Here is a 17,214-nt window from a genome sequence, read left to right on the forward strand (position 1 = left end):
GGGGTAACTTCGCAGCGATTTGCACGCGGAGATAAATGGCGAGGGCGGACCGCTGACGAAACCCATGGACGGGGATCGGCTGAGGCCGCTTCCGGATCGACACGCGCTGGCCGAACCTCCTAGAGTTCCTGCGTGATTTCGGACGATTTTCAATCCCCCCTCGAACTCCTGAGCTCCGACGACCTTGGCGACGTGGGGGAGGCCGAGTTCGCCGCCCTAGCGGCCAAGGGCCCCCTGATCGTCAACAAGGCGATCCGCGATCGCGGCGGCTGGGACTACATGCTCCAGGCCCCGGCGGAGAACGAGGTGAGCGTTCCGCTCGATGCGCGGACGGTCCTTTGGACCACCTATGTCCAGGTGAAGGCGATCTGGAAGGACCGTCGACCGTGTGTCCGGCTCAGTCTGTCCGCCGCCGAGAAGCTCGCCAAACAGAAGGACGCCACCTTCGTGGCGGCCCTTCTCTACGATCGGACCACCCGCGACTGCACGGCCCTCTATCTGGTGGAACTTAAGGGCGACCGGCTAGCCAAGGTCCTCAAGGCCCTGCGCCGCTACCAGAGCGACGGCGTCAAGGCGCTCAACAATAGCGTCATCCACCTGCCCCTAACGGCGTCGGATCGGCTCAAGACCCTCTCGGGTCCCGCGATCCGCGAACGCCTGGCCGAGGCTCACAGGCAAGCGGGACCGGAGGGCTACCCGTCCTTCAAGACCCGGGAGCTGGCGACTCTCGGCAAGGGGGACCGCCCGCTGCGCGGCACGATCACCCTGCACGGCATCGACGCGGAGGGCCTGTTCGACGTTCTGATGGGCAAGCGCCCTTGGACGGCGAGCCTGTCCGACGTCGTCGAGACCCGGTTCGACATCGACCTGCCGGCCAGCGACGTTCCGGGGGGAAGGGGGCAGGTGCGATTCACGCCCGCGCCGCAGGCGCAGTGCGAGCTGACGGTTTCTTGGAAGGGGGCAAGAGATCGTCTTGTCTTCAATGGCGAACACCATCGATTGACGCTTCCGGGCCCGAAAGGCTTGGTCACGCGATCCCGCATGACCTTTGGCGGCTTCACCGTCGAACACGAAGGCGGCCGGATCGGTCTGCAGACCACGGTCTCGGGCGCCGAGGCAACCATCCTGAGTCTACCGGCCTGGCGGCGGTTCTGGCGCCTCATGGAGGCGTTGCGCGCCCGCCGGGTGGACTTCAGCCTGCGGTCGCCCTTGCTCCGGGAGCCGCTGACCTGGAGCTATGACGCCGCGCCGGCTGAAATCCCCGTCCATGTCTCCCATACGCTGCTGGCCGTTGAGGCGGCCATCGCACTCGCCGACCAGCTCGATCTCCCGACGGCGCCGACGGCCATGGAGCCCATCTCCGGCGCCGCGAAGGCCCTAGTCATGGCGCGCCATCTCGGCATGCCGGGCAAGCCGAACTTCACCTTCACGATCAACAGCGTCCATTCGGCCGAACCCGATCACGACAAATCCCCCCAGGAAGGAGTCTACGTCGATTTCTTCGACTTGGGCGACACCCGCGTCGCCTTCGCCACCCGACTTCGCATGATCTGCACCGTTCAGGACGGCGAGGATGTCTGGTCGAGCGACAAGGCGAGACGGTTGGACATCCGTCGGATCGAACAATCCGAGGCGGCCTTTGCAGCGTTCGCCGAGGAGGCCAAAAGGTTGAACGGCTCTAGTACTCTGTTCCTCGGAGACATCGATGACGACTTCCTGCGCCGCGCGCTTGGTGAGGTCACAGAATTTTAGCATCCGTCCGGCGGCCCGTGCAGTCACTCCCGCTACGCACATTCCGCATCGTGCAAGGGCAGCAAGCCTCAAAGAGCTTGCCCTCTACCTCAGTGGTCGCGCCTTCACGCGGTTTGCCTCTCGCCGCCAAGAACGTCAGCGACCCAAGCCGGTAGGCGTTCCAAGACCCGAGGCTCGCTCCAGTCTGCGTCAACCTCCCGCACCTCGATCCGCGGAGTGAGGTGCACGGGCGCGGCGAGATTGGTGGCGCTCACATGGATATCGAGCTCGAGTGTCGACTGGCCCGGATCGACTAGGGCCCAGACGGTATCGCTCCAACGCCGCCCGGCCCTGAACTCATCGCATTTCAGAGTGGCGTTGCCCTCGGCATCTGGCTGGTCCAGCCAGTAGAAGCCTGTCGGGTCGCGGTCCCGTTGGTGGAGTCCAGCTAAGGGAGAGATGTAGCGCTCCCGCGGAACGTCAGGCGGATCGAGTGCGCAGGGCGCTCCACCCAAGCATTCGAGCGTGCTCTCCTTCACCACCAGCAGGTGTTCTCCGTTGGCGCGATAGCGGACGAGCAGCTTCGGGGCCGTAACTTGGCTCGAGTTTTCGAGATGATAGGTGGCTTGGACAAATCTCATCCCTTCCATCACTCGGTTGTGTAGATTGGCGAAGGTGTCGCGAGCTTTTCCGACGAACGCCGCATAGTCGCTGCTGTACTTCTTGACCTCCCAATCACCCACACCGGAGTATCCCGAGATCATGGGTAGGTCATAAAGATCGCTTCCGGTGGCGCGGAGCCTCGCCTTTGGGAAGCGGTGGACCAGCTCGCTCAGCAACCCTTCCTGCACCTGCGCGGACAGCGGCGGCAACTGCGGCAGGATCTGCTGGATAATGCCGTTACCGTCCATATGGTCGAAAGTACAAACCAGGGTTGGCCGTGTCGCTTGCGCCGCACTCAACTCTCGACGCAACCGCGCCACCTCACGCGTTTCTTCATCCGCCTCGTCCGGGAGCTGCCAGGACCCGGGCGATGCGAATGCCTTGAGGCCGGACATGCGTGCGCGGATTAGCGGGCCCCGGTCGAAGGACACCAAGACGACTTGTCCGTCGTAGTCATCGTCCAATGCACTGGCCACTAGCTGGTCATCGGCGCGTGCCGGGTCGAGGTCTGGCCAGCGATCCCAATCGATCCGTCGTCCCTGCAGCAGCCGCAGGGTGAGCGATTTCGGCCCAATCTTTAACGGCACGACATGGCCAGGTTCGATCGAGGCGGCCTCAAGGAGATCTAGTGCCGCCCGGGAGCGATCTCGACGTCGCTTTCCTTCGCGATTGGTTTTCAGACGGTCTAGTTCATCAATCACCACAGGGGCGACAACGAGCTCGATCTCCGACGCGTCCTCGAGCAGGTCGCTCCAGGGCAGGTCTTTCAGGTCCCTGAGATGTATGAAACAGTTGGTATCGATGTAGGCGCGCGTCTTCATCGCTCCGTCTTACCATCGATACCTCGCGCTGCATCCTCGGCGACTCGTCCGTCACTACGTCAGGTGGCCGAGCCCCGATGTGTGGGAGCGTTTGCGACGACCGGCGGCTCTCTAGTTCAATTCAACGTCAACTTAAGGCCAGTTCGCCAAGGACCGCTTCTGGCGCTCTGCAGGCGCGGCGTGGTCTGCGGCAGCTCTCCATTCAATTCGGCTACGGGAGCAGTGGTTCGCAGGCAGCGGCGAAGGCGGCGAAGGTTCCGGAGAAGCAGTGGATCCGCGGCACGCCATGCGCTTCAATGGACGTGAAGAGGCTCGTCAAGCGCGCCCGCTGTTCTGTCTCAGGCAGCATGTCGACGTAGAAGATGTGCTTATCGACGGCGTCTTCGCCCTCTTCGGCGAACTGCCGGATGATGAACCGAAGGACGGCGTCTTCCACCGGCAGGCTGTAGCCGACGATGACGAGGACGGAGGTGTCCCGCATCAAGCGGACGGCTTTGGCGAAGATCTCGCGGAAGTAGGAGTCAGTGTAGACCTGTTCCCGCGAGGGCATGATGATGTTCGGCGCTAGGCCATCGGGGCGCTCCAGCGCGCCGGCGGTGTAGTCGAAGACGTAGCCATCCTGTTCCCGAAAGATCTCGAACCCACCGTTCAGCTTGAGGATGTGGCTCATCAGCCAGTGGTCGCGGTTCGAGAGGTCGATCGTGAATCCTTCGAGCCGCGCCGGCGTCACGCCGCGATAGGTATAGAGGAAATGGCTATCGTCTGGCGCGAGGAACGCGTCGAGAATGGTTTCGATGATGAAGTCGTAGTTGGTGCTGATGAAATGGTATCGGAGGCCCTCCGCGAGTCCCGACGATCCGTCGGACTGATCCCAAAGTCTGCGGAAGAACCTCACCATGTCGGCCTGCTCGGTCGATGCGGTCGCCATGGTGAACTTCTGGGTATCTTCTCGTAGGTGCACTTTGGGGCACATCGTCTCGAACCGAGCCGCGATCGCGTTGCGAAGCTTGTTCCGGATGATGCCGATGTTGGCGAGGTCGTAATATCGTGACCGGATCTCGGGAAACGCCTCTTGGACATCGAGCAGGTAAACGAGCTGCTGGAACCGTTCGAACGAGATGTCCTCCGAACTGTCTTGGTAGCCGAAGAGGCGCGCCAGTGTTTCCAGGCTGAAGACGTCCTCGAGTTCCTCAATCGGAACCGTGAAGAGCTGGGCTCCGGTTGGCGATCGAAGATCCCACGACTTCGAGAAGCCCGCGCCCGTCCAGAAGGTCATATTCCGGAGGGGCACGCGGCGTTCGCCCCCCCCTTTGTAGGACATGGAGGCCGCCACTTGCGCGAACGCGGACACTGCTGGGTGCAGTGCGAAAGGTGTGGGGTGAGCTGGGCTCTTCTTCGCGGGCTTCTCAGCTTCGGTCGTGGCCCTATTCTTCGTCAACTCGCTCCCCGCGCAACTCAGCAACACCACAAGCAACCTGACATGGTGCCGATCCGGCGTACAGAGCCAAGTCCGTGAGCTGATCGGACCTTGAGGCGGCTTGATGCCGGCACATGATAGGGCGCGAGACGTTATTACGCCGAGACGTTGGTCATGCTGCAGCGATTACAAACTACATCGCTTCGCCGCGAACCCATCGGACGATGTCCGTTTTCCTCTCGGAGGCCAATGTCCGCTCCTGGCGCTGAAGGGCTGCTGCGGGAGTAGGATAGGAATCGACAGGGAGGCGACCTCAATGGAGGTTGGCCATGCGCCAGTCTGACCTGTTCATCCAACCGAGGCGCCCGTGGAATGCCGGCCGTCTGATCGGCCCCAAGGCGCCGCTGAAGCCGAAGCACATCTGGGCCATTCGACAGCAGTTGAAGGTCGCGAGGAGGGTGCGCGACCTTGCGATGTTCAACTGCGCCCTCGACGCCAAGCTGCGCGCCTGTGACCTGGTTCGCCTCCGGGTCAGTGACGTGGCTCCGGGCGGCGCGCTGCGCCAGCGTTCGATCGTCATCCAGCAGAAGACCGGGCGGCCCGTGCCGTTCGAGATCACAGAGCCTGCGCGTGACGCCATCGCCGCCTGGCTGGAGGTCCGCGGCCACCGGGACGATGACTGGCTGTTCCCGAGCCGCAGCCGACCGGGTCAGCACATCGGCACCCGCCAGTACGCACGGCTCGTGGATCGGTGGGTCCGGATGATCGACCTGGAACCTCAGGGCTACGGCACCCACAGCCTCAGGCGTACGAAGGTGGCTCTCGTCTACAAAAAGACCGGCAATCTTCGCGCCTGCCAGCTCCTGCTTGGCCACAGAAAGCTGGAAAGCACCGTCAGGTATCTTGGCATCGAGGTGGACGACGCTCTGGAGATGTCAGAACAGATTGACCTGTGACACACGACCGGGCCGAAAGCAGGCCCGGTCATTGGCTCCTTTGGGTGGAAAGCGGAACTTGCGACAGCTAAGCTGGGTCCATGGCCGTCATTGCTCAAACGAAAGCTTGCCTGCGGATTTTCGGCGATGATTTGAACCCGGACGAGGTCAGCGAGATGTTGGCCGCGTCGCCCACACAATCTGCCCGAAAGGGCGACGTGAGAGGCGGACAGTCCCAACGACAATACATCGAAAAATCGGGGTCGTGGCGGTTCAAGGTCCCTGACAAGCAGCCGGGAAATCTCGACGCACAGATACAGCAAATCTTCGCCTCCCTAACGTCTGACATATCGGTGTGGTCCGATCTTTCTAGCCGGTTCAGGATCGACATTTTCTGCGGTCTGTTCATGGACGCGGGAAACGAGGGGCTCGAAATCTGCCCGGGAACGCTGCAAGCGATGGGTCAGCGCGGCGTTACAATGAGCCTCGATGTCTACGACCCGACGCCGGACTAATGTCTCCTATGGGTCGGGAGCCGACAGTCACCTAAGGGTGGGAAGCGGACGTTAGTCCGCAACGATCCGATAGCTCGAAACCTGGCCCTCCTGATCCAACTCGATCAACAGCCACTCATGGTCGATGGGCATCATGCTTCCATCGGGCCCAAGGACGTAGATCATCTCGCTTCCGTCCCACTTGTCGGTAGGGGTTGGCTCTCCGAGCAGCTCAACGACTGCGGCGCGCTCCATGCCCTCAAGGGGATGCTCTTTCAGTAGGCTGCCGACCATGTGGGCGCGCTCACGGGTGCCGAGGTCGGCGTTCCGCCATCGCTCCTGATCGAAATCGACGCTGGCGCGTGATCCGCACCCGGCAATGAGCAGGCAGGCAAGTAGGAAAAAGCGCATCGGCAACGCTGACATCAAGTCTGAACGTCCGCAACGGGTCGGAAGCGGTCTGTCGCCTGAGGGTGGGAAGCGGACGCTCGCGCGCTCACTAGTGAGCCGTTCGCGAACGCGAACGCCCCCTAAATGCGAGAACGGCCCCTAGACGATTCACGGTGCAGATCATCGCCTCGCTTGAGTTCTCACCGACAAAGTGAAAGCCGTGATTGGCAAAGCCGGGCGGGATTGGAATGTGATGATAGATGCCCCCATCGACACGTGCTCCACACTCTCCCGCTGCCGCGATGATCTTGCTGACCTCCACGCCTTCCGGCACCCAGTATGAATCGGCTTCGGGCAAATCTCGATAAACCGAGCCGGGGGCTTGGGCCTCCGGTGCCGCGCAACTGGCGGTTAAAACGAAAACGCTCAGGGCCATATAACTCAGCTTCATGAGCGCACGATCCGACAATGCTAGAATGTCCGCAATGGGTCGAGAGCGGAAGGTCGCCTCGGGATGGTTAGCGGGCCGCCCCAAGGGGCGAACGTTTGTCTGACGGTGGAAGCCGACTCGTTCAGCCCTGATGAGGGCTTTGCACAACAATCATCTTACGGTCCGGACGTGAACACGTCACCAGCACAGAGCCGTCACTAGTATTGAAGCGGACAATCCGGAGATCGTTGCTTTCTACAATGTTCACGGGCGCGATAGCGAAATCGTTAGCCATGCTGCGAATTGCGGCGAGGCAGGCTTCAAACTCAATCGTCCGTGTAGCTGTCGGCATACCGGTGCTGGAGGTGCTTTGGACAAACTCTGAGGACGTGTCGGCTGGCGGGGGTGCGGACGAACCATCGCCGCAGGAGGCGAGAGCCAAGGTGCCGAGCACCGCGAACCGTTTGAGCATGACTAGCCTCCCACCCGAGATGCTACACGGCCGGTCAGCTAAGTCGAGCAAGGCGAGACAACGGATTGCCGAATGAAAGTCCGCTAGGGGTCGGGAGCGGCCCTTCGGCGGCCTTGGCCGTCATGTCCGGTTCCCGCCGCGGCGCCAATGTCCGGTGTTGGCGCGAGTAGGCCCTTGTCGGTGATGACCTTGAACGGGCGCTCCGCCTCCTACGACCGCTTTTGACGCATAGCTCTGCCATATTGACTCACTCGCCTGTTGGGCGAACGGTGCAACTGAGGCGAGTTGGGGGCGTGAATGTCTATTGATCGGCGTGTGCTGCTTGGCGGCCTGATGGCGGGCTGCCCGGGAGGTCTTCTTCTGACGGCGAAGCCGGCGCGGGCTCAGTCGATCCAGTATGCCTATGACGCACTCGGACGGCTGACGAAGGTCACCTATCCCGATGGGACGGTCACCATCTACGGCTATGACGCCGCCGGCAATCGCTCCGTCGCCTACACCGGCCCAACGCCGCCGCCGCCCGTCGCCTCGGTGAATCCCACGTCCGTGGAGGGCGGCATCTCCTCCGACGCCGGACCCGCGACAGCCTCCGCCACGGGCGGCCTGGGGCCGTACAGGTTCGCTTGGGAGCGGGTGTCCGGCAACACCGCCACCGAGGCGACGACGCCCAACTCGGCCGCCACCCAGTGGATCTACACCGGCTCTCCGGTCGGCCCGCCCAAGCTCTCCTACTGGCGCTGCCGAGTCACGGACGCCGCGAACAACGTCGCCTACACCGCACAGGTGACCGTCAAGATGAACATGGAATGAGGGATCAGCAGACCATGACCCGACTTTCCACCATCCCCCATTTTGTCTCCCTTTTCGGACGTGCGGCCGCGGCGCTGTGCGCCGGTCTGCTGCTCGGCGCGCTGCCGACAGCCGCCGCCGCCCAGACCGAAATCGATCCGCCGAAACCGTATGAGCTGACGGACGGCAACGGGATCAGCCTCGTCGGCCTGTCGCTGTCGGTGCCGACCACGACCATCGGCGTCGGACAGCCGGACCAGGGCGGCCTGTCCTATTCCGCGACCTGGGATGGAAGCACCAATGCGTGGCGGCACAGCATCTCCGGAGGCGTCTACCAGAAGAGAGACCAGCAGTTCCCCCAATACCAGTGGTACACCGTCACCGTCATGGGTCAGTCGGTGGATTTCCGCTCCGACGGGTTCGGGAACTACGAAGTCGTGCCGGGCAGCGGCACGGGAACCCTGACGCTCAGCGGCGACATCTGGACCTACACCGCCAACGACGGAACGATCGCGACCTTCGCCAAGGGTCTGTCGACTTACTGGCCCTACCGCGCCAACCAGGGGGTCATCACTCGCATCGTGAAGCCTGACGGCGAGGCGATCGACTTCACCTACACGTCCCGAGGCACGGGCACGAGCGCTCAACGGCGAATCCAGTCGGTCACCAACAACCTCGGCTATGCCCTTCATTTCGACTACGCCAGCGAAGGGGCGGGCGAGGATTGGGGCCGGTTCACCAGGGTGACCGCCATCAACATGGCGGTCGACTACTGCGCGCCGGCGGCGACGTCCTGCACCTTCAGCCGGACCTGGCCGAGCCTGACTTTCGGCCAGACCGGCTCCACGACGGTCACCGAACGCTCGGTGACCGACGCCCTGGGCCGAACGCTCCGCCTGCTGTCGCCCGCGGGAGGACGGGTCACCGGAGTGGCGCGCCCGAGCGTGACGACCGGCCAGAACCTGACCGTCAGCTACAATCTCACTGGCCAGGTCGCCACCGCATCGGACGGCGCCGGCACATGGTCCTACAGCGCCACCACCTGGCCCAACCCGGGCGACGACTTCTACTTCACGACGACGACGGTCACCGATCCCCTGAACCATGCGACCGCCTACAGGATCGCATGGGACAATCCGACCGGAGATCCGGTCACCAACCGGTTGAACCGCCTCGTGCGGATCACCAACACGCCCGGCCAGCCGACAGAGGTCGTGACAGAGGTCATCCAGGATGCGGTGGGACTACGGGAGGTCACCTATCCCGAGGGCAACCGGATTCAGTATCTGCGCAACGCCCGAGGCGATCTGACCGGCATCGTCCGCACCTCCAAGGACGAGAGCCAGACAACCAGCCTGACGGCGCATTACGGCGACTGCTCGACTCCGATCCGGTGCGGCCGTCCGACACGCATCGAAGATCCGCGCGGAAACATCACTGACATCAGCTATTTCGGCCACGGCGGCGTCGACACGGTGATCCGTCCCGCGCCGACCGTTGGAGCGGTGCGGCCCGAGACGCACAACACCTATGCCCAGCTGAACGCCTGGTATCGGAACAGCCCCACTACCTTCGTCGAAGGGCCGCCGGTCTGGAGACTGACGCAGACCTCGACCTGCGCCACGGCCGCAACTTGCTCCGGCACGGCGACCGAGGCGGTGGCCTACACGACGTACCAGGCGGGCAGCCTGTCGACCGGAAGCAATCTGTTGCCGGTCACCTCGACCGCCGGTTCGGGCGACGGCCTGCTGTCGGCGGTCACGACCACCACCTGGGACGTCAACGGCGACGCGATCGACGTCGACGGCCCGCTGCCGGGCGTCTCTGACACGAGACGCATGGTCTACGACGCCATGCGCCAGCAGGTGGGGACGATCCTGCCCGACCCCGACGGCGCCGGCGCTCTCGGCTTCCCCGCCACCCGCACGGTCTACAATCCGGACGGGCAGGTCGAGTCCGCCCAGCAGGGGACCACGACGGGCCAGAGCGACACGGCCTTCACCGTCTTCGCCCAGCTCAGCCGGACAGATACGGCCTACAACGCCCAAGGCCGCAAGGAGCGCGACACCCAGGTCATGGGGAACGCAGTGATCGGCGTGACCCAGTACGCCTATGACGCCGCCGGACGACTGAGCTGCACGGTTCAGCGGATGAACCCCGCCACCTGGACCGGCTCCACCGACGCCTGCAGCCTCACGACGCCGGACGGACCCGACGGCCCGGACCGGATCAGCAGGACCGTCTATGACGCGCTCAACCGGGTGACGGAGGTCTGGAACGCATCGGGCACGCCGTTGGCGCAGAGGACCCGCACCCAGGCCTGGACGCTGAACGGCCAGATCGACTGGACCGAGGACGCCAACGGCAACCGCTCCGACTATGTCTACGACGGCTTCGACCGGCTCTATCGGCTGCACTTCCCGCAGACCACGTCAGGGGCGCATGCGCCATCCGCGACGGACTACGAGCAGTACGGCTACGACGCCGCCGACAACCTGACCAGCCGCCGACTGCGCGACAACCAGACGATCGCCTTCACCTATGACGCCCTGAACCGGCAGACGGTGAAGACCGTTCCCGGCGGCGGAACGGCCGACGACGTGTTCTCGACGTACGACAATCTGGATCGGCGCCTGTCCGCCCGGTTCGACAACGCGGCCACGGGCGCGGGCGTGACCTGGACCTGGGATGCGCTGGGCCGCCAGCTGACCGAGACCAGCTACGGCCGCACCCTGACCAGCCAGTACGACCTGGCCGGGCGGCGGACACGGCTCTACTGGCCCACTGTGGGCGGCCAGTCCGACTACATCGAGTACGTCTGGAACGTGAACGGCCAGCTGTTCCAGATGCGCGAGAACGGTCTCGCCACCAAGCCACAGCGGCTGTTCCACGGCGTGTACGACGATCTCGGGCGGTTGAGGCACGTCGACTGGGGCAACGACACCTCGACGAACTGGACCTTCCAGACCAACAGCCGCGACTATGCCCTGAACCAGAATGCGGCGAATACGGCGGGGGATGTGAGCTTCAGCCTCGGCTTCAATCCCGCGGCCCAGGTGCGCACCCGCGGCATCAGCAATGCGCTCTACGCCTTCACGCCGGCGGCGCAGAACCTGGCCTATGTGCCCGACGGACTGAACCGCTATGTGTCGGTGGCCGGGACGACTTTCGGCTACGACCTGCGCGGCAATCTGACCGCGGACGGCCAGCGGACCTACCAGTACGACGTGGAGAACCGGCTGACGTCGGTGTCCGGCGCGTCCTCGATGACCCTGGCCTACGATCCGCTGGGGCGGCTGCGCCAGACCACAGGCGCGTCCGGCACGACCCAGTTCCTCTACGACGGCGATCGTCTGGTGGCCGAATACGACGGCTCCAACGCCGTCACCAGCCGCTATGCTCATGCCGCGGGCGTGGACAATCCGGTCGTCTGGTACGCCGGCTCGACCCTGACTGACCGTCGCTGGCTGCAGACGGATGTCCAAGGCTCGATCATCGCCACAACCGGCGCCGACGGCACGGTCCAGGGGGCGCCCTACACCTACAGCCCGTACGGCGAGCCGGACGCCGGCCACGGCTACGCCTCCGGCTCCCGCTTCCGCTACACCGGCCAGATCAGCCTGCGCGACGCCCCGCTGTGGCACTACAAGGCGCGGGTTTACTCGCCGGCGCTGGGCCGTTTCCTGCAGACGGATCCGGTCGGGTACGAGGATCAGATGAACGCGTATGCCTACATCGGGAATGATCCAGTTAATGCAATCGACCCGACGGGAGAGTTTGCATGGTCCGGCCCGGGAATCCCAGATTATACCTGCCTCTACGGTTACTGCCGCGAGATTGGCGCGCACCCAGGATTCCAAGCTTTAGAGTCACCGACCGACCCCTCACCCTATGAACACAGACGTCCGTACAGAGCCCCCCCTGGGGCGGCTAACGACAACAACCCCCAATCGGGGATTGGTCGAATACTGGGTCCGATTGCGGCATTCTTTGGGGCCCGGCAAGCCCATGAGGAGGGACGCGTTGCCGGCGTGGCTGAAGCCTACCGCCGCAACCCTGACGCCTACGTCCTTGTCGCCCGCTTCTATGGCGGAACCGCCCGTCAAGACGGAAGAAGCTGGGCGCCTATATCGGCTCTTGGATACGGTAACACTGATGCTATCCGCGAGCGCTGGGGAATCCCGAATGCCAATGCGATGAATCGAGTAGCTCTAGGGATTTTCCCCAGAAGCTATCTAAGCGATCCCAGCAAGGTTACTATGAGGACCGCACTGGCTGCGGACGGATACGCTGGCGGAGGTACCGAGTTTGTCATACGTGCGCCCGACGTTCGAAGTGTAGTGGTGATCTGGAGAGACGGAAGATGGCGATGATCTCTAAATGGTCGGGGATGACCACCAATGAACGGCTTGTCGAAAGTGGCATGATGGACAAGTTTGACGCTTGTGTTCGATTGGATCAAAAAGCGCCAGCGAAGGCGATACTTAAATCTCTTGGGCTTTCAGAACACGACGCAGAGATATCCTATAATATAGCTAGGAGGGATCCCGCCGTCATGCAATCCCGCTAGACTAGGTTCAATTAGCCGCATCTTCGTCTGAGCTAGCTCGGTCCGCTCGCACTTGCGACCACGAAGGTGACCGAGTGTATCAGGCTCCAACTTTCGACCTTAGCTTTAGAAAAGCCGTTGGAACTATGTTCCAGCCTCTACGAAGGCAAGCGACAGAGAATGAGATCCGTACGCGTTGCTTTGGAGGACGTGACCAGCACTTGGGCACCTTCGGCAGAGGAAGCGGGGCAGTAACCGTCCGCAGAGGACCTTTAAAAGAGCCGCCGGCCAAAGTCTGCTCGCGGGCAGCATAATAATGCCCCCTTTTGGCGCTAGTCAGACGCCAAGCCACTGCAGTCTGCCTGGAAGGTCCTCCGCGGCATAGTCCACCTGCAGAACGCGGCGGTGCGTCGCCGCGGAGGCTCGTTCGGACGCGTGCAGGATCGGTGTGGCGTAGGTCCACACGTCCCCGGCGTCGGCCAGACAGATTGCAACCCCGCACTTGCTCAGTACGGCTGGAACATCAGCCTCAGGGACTCTCCCGAGGCGATGCGACCCGGGCGCAATGAGCAACGGGGCGTTGGTCTCGGGCACAGCGTCGAGGTGGACGCGCAGGGTCAGCATGCTGGCCAGAACCTCGAACGGGGGCGCTACGTGCAGCGCGCCATGCTTACGGGTCCAAGGTCCGAAGCCATCAACTTCTATGCGCTCGCGCACGGCGACCACGCGGTCCTGATGCCAGGCCAACGACCAGTTCGCCGATGGTGTCTTATCAAAGAGGATCGCCCGCACCGGTCGTGCCGTCGGTCCGAGTCTCTGCCCAGCGACGGAGCCGATCGGGCCGCCGGCCGCAAGGAAGGAGCTCAGGCCATCAACGCCAAAGAGCCTCACACCAGCAACGCCCCGAGGCTCGCCCACGAGGACCTGCTCTAGTGCGGCAAGGGTGACGCGGTCGAGCGCTGGGGCTAGTTCTGCACCGTCTCTAGCGAGTTCCAGCTGGGCATGCGGCGACGACATGCCGTTGGTTAGCCTGTCTCTATTGTGTCCTCAACGAACGTCCGCTTTTCGGCGAGGAGCCAAGGTCTCCTCCTGGCGCATAGCGGTCGTCCCGCCGGCCTAGCCGAAATCCTCAGTGCACATTGCGAAAAGCGCACTGATCGCGAGGGGAGGGCAGACTGATTGTGAGAGAAGCGGAGGCTCGGCCCCCGACCCCAAAGCGGACACGAGGAATGCCCCCAAGGGGGTGGAAAGCGGACCTCGCCAGTCTCAAGCTTCCGCCAGCCACTCGGACCGGAACAGCAGTTCGGCGCTGAAGAGGCGCCGTCCCCCCTCGTCCCGAACCTCTACCGCGAATTGCCGTTGCGGGCCGTCAGGCAGAGCGTCCAGGGCGATGTAGGGCAGCGACTTGATGGCCTCATGGCGAGCGGCCTGCGGGTCGGCGCACTCCAAGCCCTGCGTGTCTCTGGACCAGACTTCGTCGTCAGAGGTGTCAAAGAAGTAGCGGGGCATCAAGGATCAGGTGACCGTGTTACCGGTGCTTCCCGCATCTGATCGCCTCGCCCCCTGCCGTCGCGGAGATGGAGGTAGTTGGGATCAAATCCGCCAAACGCCCGAAGACGATCGACGCTCGGGATCGTCAAGCGGCCGCGGTCGATCCTTATGAGGTCTTTCTCCCGCAACGTAGCAAGAGTGCGGTTCACGTGAACGGCCGTGACACCCATCAGGTCGGCGAGATCCTCCTGCGTTCCGGGCAGGTTGAAGCTGTCGTTCTCAGCCAGACCGACAGATCGTAATCGCAGGTGGAGCTCGCAAAAAATGTGCGCCATCTGCTCCACCGCGCCGCGCTGCCCCATGCTGACAAGCCACTCCCGTAGGGTGCCTTCGTCAACAAGGGTCATCCACCACAGACCCCGGTTTATGCGAGGGTTGGCGATGAGTTCGTCAATCTGGGCGGGCGAGATTTCGACCACGCTCGCGTCAGATAAGGTTCCGATACTGTGGTCCATCTCACCCAGTATCTGGACGTGGAGATCGCACACGTCGCCGGGAACGAAGATCGCCATGATCTGCCGCCTTCCGTCGGGCAAGACCTTGTAGCGACAGGCGTAGCCGGACATGACGAGATGGACGTTCCGGGGCTTGTCGCCTTCGCTCACCAGATTTGTTCGCGCCGGCACCTCCCGGGGGTTCGACGACATGTCGGCGAGTAGGGCTCGATCCTCGGCAGTGAGATCGGCTCCGTAAGCCATCTTGCGGAGAAAGGGATTTGCCATCCGTCGACAAACGCCCGCCATCCCACATTGCTCCACTGGGGCTGTGTGGCGCGGAGCCTCCTGGCGTCTGCTGTGGGTCGGGGAGCCGAAGGCGCCAAGGGGTTGGAAGCTGTCGAAGTGTGAGAAGGGCGAGATCGCGTTCGACAAGGTGCGGAACGTGGAGAACGCGCCAACCTTCTGGTCAAGCCGGAGCCGTAAAGCGGCGGGGCCTGACGAGCACGCATGAATGGAAAGGCCGGGCCCGATCTCATCAATCCGCCGGCAATGGCAGAGGTTCCTGTGAACGGATGCGGACAGACGGGTCAATCAGCTGCTTTTCAGGAAGCGCTCCACGTCGCCCGAGTATTCCCGACTTCGCCGACCGCCTGCCGCTGTGCGGATGATCGCCGCTTCGATGTGGAGCTGAGGCCGCTGGAACGGCGAAGCTGTTTGTCCGTTAGACGACAGATGACCGGGAACTTCCTGCTTGATACGCTTGCTAAGGACGATCTCGACCGTATCGGGGCGGACCTAAACCCTGTGACCCTGCGGCCCGGGGATGTCCTCTACGACCCGGGTGATGACGTCACCCATGTCTGGTTTCCCCTGAGCGGCATGCTGTCGGTGGTATCAGTGCTCATCGACGGCACCCATGTTGAGAGTTCATCCGTAGGACGTGAAAGCGGCGTCGGCTTTATTGAAGCCTGCGGGGGTGGGGTCATTCACTCGATGATCATCACCCAGATGGAAGCGCGCGCCTTGCGTATTCCCGTGAATCGCTATCGCGAGGCGTTCGACAGCAGCGTCTCCCTGCGCAGGGCCGTCAGTCAGCACGTCGAGCTGCTCCTGACCGAGGCGCGTCAGGAGATTGCCTGCCATGCCACCCACTCGGCCCTGCCCCGCCTGGCGCGGTGGCTGCTGGTATGCCGGGACAAGGCCGGCTCGGACCACCTTGAGATGACCCAGGAGTTTCTCGCCACAATGGTCGCGACACAGCGCACGACGATTTCTGCGATCGCGTCCCACATGAAGGCGGAGGGCCTGATCCGCTATTCCCGCGGGAAGATCGATATCCGCGATGCGGCGGGGATCGAGCGTCTGAGTTGCGAATGCTACGCCACGATGAAGCAGTTTCGAGAGGCCATGGGGCAGCCAGGCTCAGGGCCGTCAGCACGAAAGGGTGGATCATGCGCGACGAGCGCCGTCCACTGAGACCTCTGCCCGGACCCGTTCGCTGGATCGGCACGCGAGAGCGACCGATCTTGAACCTCGTGACGCGTTGAATTGCGCAAGCCCAGATGACCGAGATCGAATGGCTACAAGACCTCGCTAATCGGGCGCGGCGTCTGGCCACAGCAATGAGCGATGCCGACCTCCGGCGAAAACTTCGGGAAAGTGCCGCCGAATGGGAGGCCGAGGCGCTAGCGCTTGCTCAGGAGGGAGGGGTGCGCCCCGGAGGTAGGCGACTATCAAGAATGCCACGGCCCAGCTACCATCCTGAAATGACCCTGTTCCTGACGACCCTTGCCGAGCCGTCAGACGATCATCGCATCGAGCGGGTTACCGACGGTTTTCTGATCTTCCCCCGGCCCGGACGAGAACAGCAGTTCGACGCTTTGGCCCGTCGCGCGGTGGAGTACGTCGGTCCCTTCGCCGCCTTCGCCCGGCGGGGTCCGGACGGCCTCTATGACTGCGTGCATATCCTGCCGGAAGACGCTTAGGGCGCCTTGCGCGCCCTGGCCTCCCCAGTCGGACGAGACGGGTCAGGAGTCTTGGCGAGGTGACGTGCCAAGATCGTGCGAACGATCTCACCGCTCCCGAGCATCGGCAATGGCTGGCCGAATAGGGCGCGCCACTGGCGATCGAGTTCTCGGTCCTCGGCGTTGATCAAGAACCCCGCAGCTCCCGCTGGACGTCATTGGCCACATTGCCAACCTTGGCTACGGCGGCTCGCAGCGTGTCCTCGCTCACGCCGAACTTCTGGCTCCAGTCGCGGACCTCATAATCCTGCTCAAGACTGATGCGCGTGCGATCCTGGCCGCCGGATTTCGATTTGTCGTCAGTCATCGTTTTGGGCCTCCTTGTCACCGCCCTTTCGCGCCCGATCGGCCGCATCAAGCATCCGGATGCCCGAGATGTCGGCTTCGTCCGGAGTCATGCGCATCGGTTCGTTTGGAGGATCCTGCACCACCACGACTCCGTCGTCCGCAGCGCGGTTCAGCGGGCCTTGATGCGCCGGATCGCGGACAGACAGCTCGTCGGACATGGCCG

17 protein-coding genes are annotated in these 17,214 nt (G+C 63.3%); 7 read left to right on the plus strand and 10 right to left on the minus strand.

Annotation, left to right across the window (positions count from 1 at the left end):
- Positions 1-132 precede the first annotated feature (132 nt).
- On the plus strand, positions 133-1,752 hold the full coding sequence (locus VEA98_RS11420) for a hypothetical protein (protein WP_324814362.1): 1,620 nt from the start codon (positions 133-135) through the stop codon (positions 1,750-1,752).
- Between the two features lie 104 nt (positions 1,753-1,856).
- Here the strand turns inward: VEA98_RS11420 and VEA98_RS11425 are convergent, their stop codons facing one another.
- Together VEA98_RS11425 and VEA98_RS11430 are read right to left on the minus strand one after the other, a co-directional pair.
- Positions 1,857-3,215: a PIN domain-containing protein gene (locus VEA98_RS11425; RefSeq protein WP_324814365.1), complete on the minus strand. Its 1,359-nt coding sequence runs from the start codon at positions 3,213-3,215 to the stop codon at positions 1,857-1,859.
- Positions 3,216-3,426: 211 nt separating this feature from the next.
- Positions 3,427-4,536, minus strand: a complete 1,110-nt coding sequence (locus VEA98_RS11430; protein ID WP_324814368.1) for an SIR2 family protein — start codon at positions 4,534-4,536, stop codon at positions 3,427-3,429.
- 425 nt (positions 4,537-4,961) lie between these two features.
- On the opposite strand from VEA98_RS11430, the gene VEA98_RS11435 reads away from it, so the two are divergent.
- Together VEA98_RS11435 and VEA98_RS11440 are read left to right on the plus strand one after the other, a co-directional pair.
- Positions 4,962-5,588, plus strand: coding sequence for a tyrosine-type recombinase/integrase (locus VEA98_RS11435; RefSeq protein ID WP_324814371.1), 627 nt, complete (start codon positions 4,962-4,964; stop codon positions 5,586-5,588).
- Positions 5,589-5,668: 80 nt separating this feature from the next.
- On the plus strand, positions 5,669-6,082 hold the full coding sequence (locus VEA98_RS11440) for a DUF4279 domain-containing protein (RefSeq protein WP_324814373.1): 414 nt from the start codon (positions 5,669-5,671) through the stop codon (positions 6,080-6,082).
- A gap of 51 nt (positions 6,083-6,133) precedes the next feature.
- Here the strand turns inward: VEA98_RS11440 and VEA98_RS11445 are convergent, their stop codons facing one another.
- The 3 genes from VEA98_RS11445 to VEA98_RS11455 all read right to left on the minus strand — a co-directional run bounded on the left by VEA98_RS11445 (position 6,134) and on the right by VEA98_RS11455 (position 7,353).
- Entirely contained in the window at positions 6,134-6,490 is a 357-nt protein-coding gene (locus VEA98_RS11445) for a hypothetical protein (protein ID WP_324814376.1), read from the minus strand.
- 70 nt (positions 6,491-6,560) lie between these two features.
- Positions 6,561-6,902 carry a hypothetical protein gene (locus VEA98_RS11450; protein ID WP_324814379.1) on the minus strand — a complete coding sequence of 114 codons (342 nt, stop codon included), beginning with the start codon at positions 6,900-6,902 and terminating at the stop codon, positions 6,561-6,563.
- A gap of 121 nt (positions 6,903-7,023) precedes the next feature.
- A complete protein-coding gene (locus VEA98_RS11455) occupies positions 7,024-7,353 on the minus strand; it encodes a hypothetical protein (protein WP_324814381.1) in 330 nt (109 codons plus the stop codon).
- Between the two features lie 297 nt (positions 7,354-7,650).
- Here VEA98_RS11455 and VEA98_RS11460 point away from each other — a divergent pair, with 297 nt between their 5' ends.
- Both VEA98_RS11460 and VEA98_RS11465 read left to right on the plus strand, forming a co-directional pair.
- Positions 7,651-8,163 carry an RHS repeat domain-containing protein gene (locus tag VEA98_RS11460; protein WP_324814384.1) on the plus strand — a complete coding sequence of 171 codons (513 nt, stop codon included), beginning with the start codon at positions 7,651-7,653 and terminating at the stop codon, positions 8,161-8,163.
- A gap of 14 nt (positions 8,164-8,177) precedes the next feature.
- Positions 8,178-12,515 (plus strand): RHS repeat-associated core domain-containing protein, encoded by a 4,338-nt coding sequence (locus VEA98_RS11465; protein WP_324814387.1) that lies wholly within the window; start codon positions 8,178-8,180, stop codon positions 12,513-12,515.
- Between the two features lie 512 nt (positions 12,516-13,027).
- Here the strand turns inward: VEA98_RS11465 and VEA98_RS11470 are convergent.
- The 3 genes from VEA98_RS11470 to VEA98_RS11480 all read right to left on the minus strand — a co-directional run bounded on the left by VEA98_RS11470 (position 13,028) and on the right by VEA98_RS11480 (position 14,940).
- Positions 13,028-13,708, minus strand: coding sequence for a phytanoyl-CoA dioxygenase family protein (locus VEA98_RS11470; RefSeq protein ID WP_324814389.1), 681 nt, complete (start codon positions 13,706-13,708; stop codon positions 13,028-13,030).
- 249 nt (positions 13,709-13,957) lie between these two features.
- Positions 13,958-14,200, minus strand: coding sequence for a DUF6894 family protein (locus tag VEA98_RS11475; RefSeq protein WP_324814391.1), 243 nt, complete (start codon positions 14,198-14,200; stop codon positions 13,958-13,960).
- On the minus strand, positions 14,200-14,940 hold the full coding sequence (locus VEA98_RS11480) for a Crp/Fnr family transcriptional regulator (protein WP_324814393.1): 741 nt from the start codon (positions 14,938-14,940) through the stop codon (positions 14,200-14,202). Before VEA98_RS11480 ends, VEA98_RS11475 begins: the two co-directional genes overlap by 1 nt.
- 246 nt (positions 14,941-15,186) lie before the next feature.
- Between VEA98_RS11480 and VEA98_RS11485 the strand changes: the two genes are divergently transcribed.
- Together VEA98_RS11485 and VEA98_RS11490 are read left to right on the plus strand one after the other, a co-directional pair.
- Positions 15,187-16,155 carry a Crp/Fnr family transcriptional regulator gene (locus VEA98_RS11485; protein ID WP_324814396.1) on the plus strand — a complete coding sequence of 323 codons (969 nt, stop codon included), beginning with the start codon at positions 15,187-15,189 and terminating at the stop codon, positions 16,153-16,155.
- Between the two features lie 290 nt (positions 16,156-16,445).
- On the plus strand, positions 16,446-16,664 hold the full coding sequence (locus VEA98_RS11490; protein WP_324814398.1) for a hypothetical protein: 219 nt from the start codon (positions 16,446-16,448) through the stop codon (positions 16,662-16,664).
- 166 nt (positions 16,665-16,830) lie between these two features.
- Here the strand turns inward: VEA98_RS11490 and VEA98_RS11495 are convergent, their stop codons facing one another.
- Positions 16,831-17,010 carry a DUF3606 domain-containing protein gene (locus VEA98_RS11495; protein WP_324814400.1) on the minus strand — a complete coding sequence of 60 codons (180 nt, stop codon included), beginning with the start codon at positions 17,008-17,010 and terminating at the stop codon, positions 16,831-16,833.
- A complete protein-coding gene (locus VEA98_RS11500; protein ID WP_324814403.1) occupies positions 17,003-17,209 on the minus strand; it encodes a hypothetical protein in 207 nt (68 codons plus the stop codon). The genes VEA98_RS11495 and VEA98_RS11500 overlap by 8 nt, the downstream gene beginning before the upstream one ends.
- Positions 17,210-17,214 lie beyond the last annotated feature (5 nt).

Source organism: Brevundimonas sp. (genome assembly GCF_035627055.1).
In the GTDB taxonomy this organism is placed as follows: domain Bacteria; phylum Pseudomonadota; class Alphaproteobacteria; order Caulobacterales; family Caulobacteraceae; genus Brevundimonas.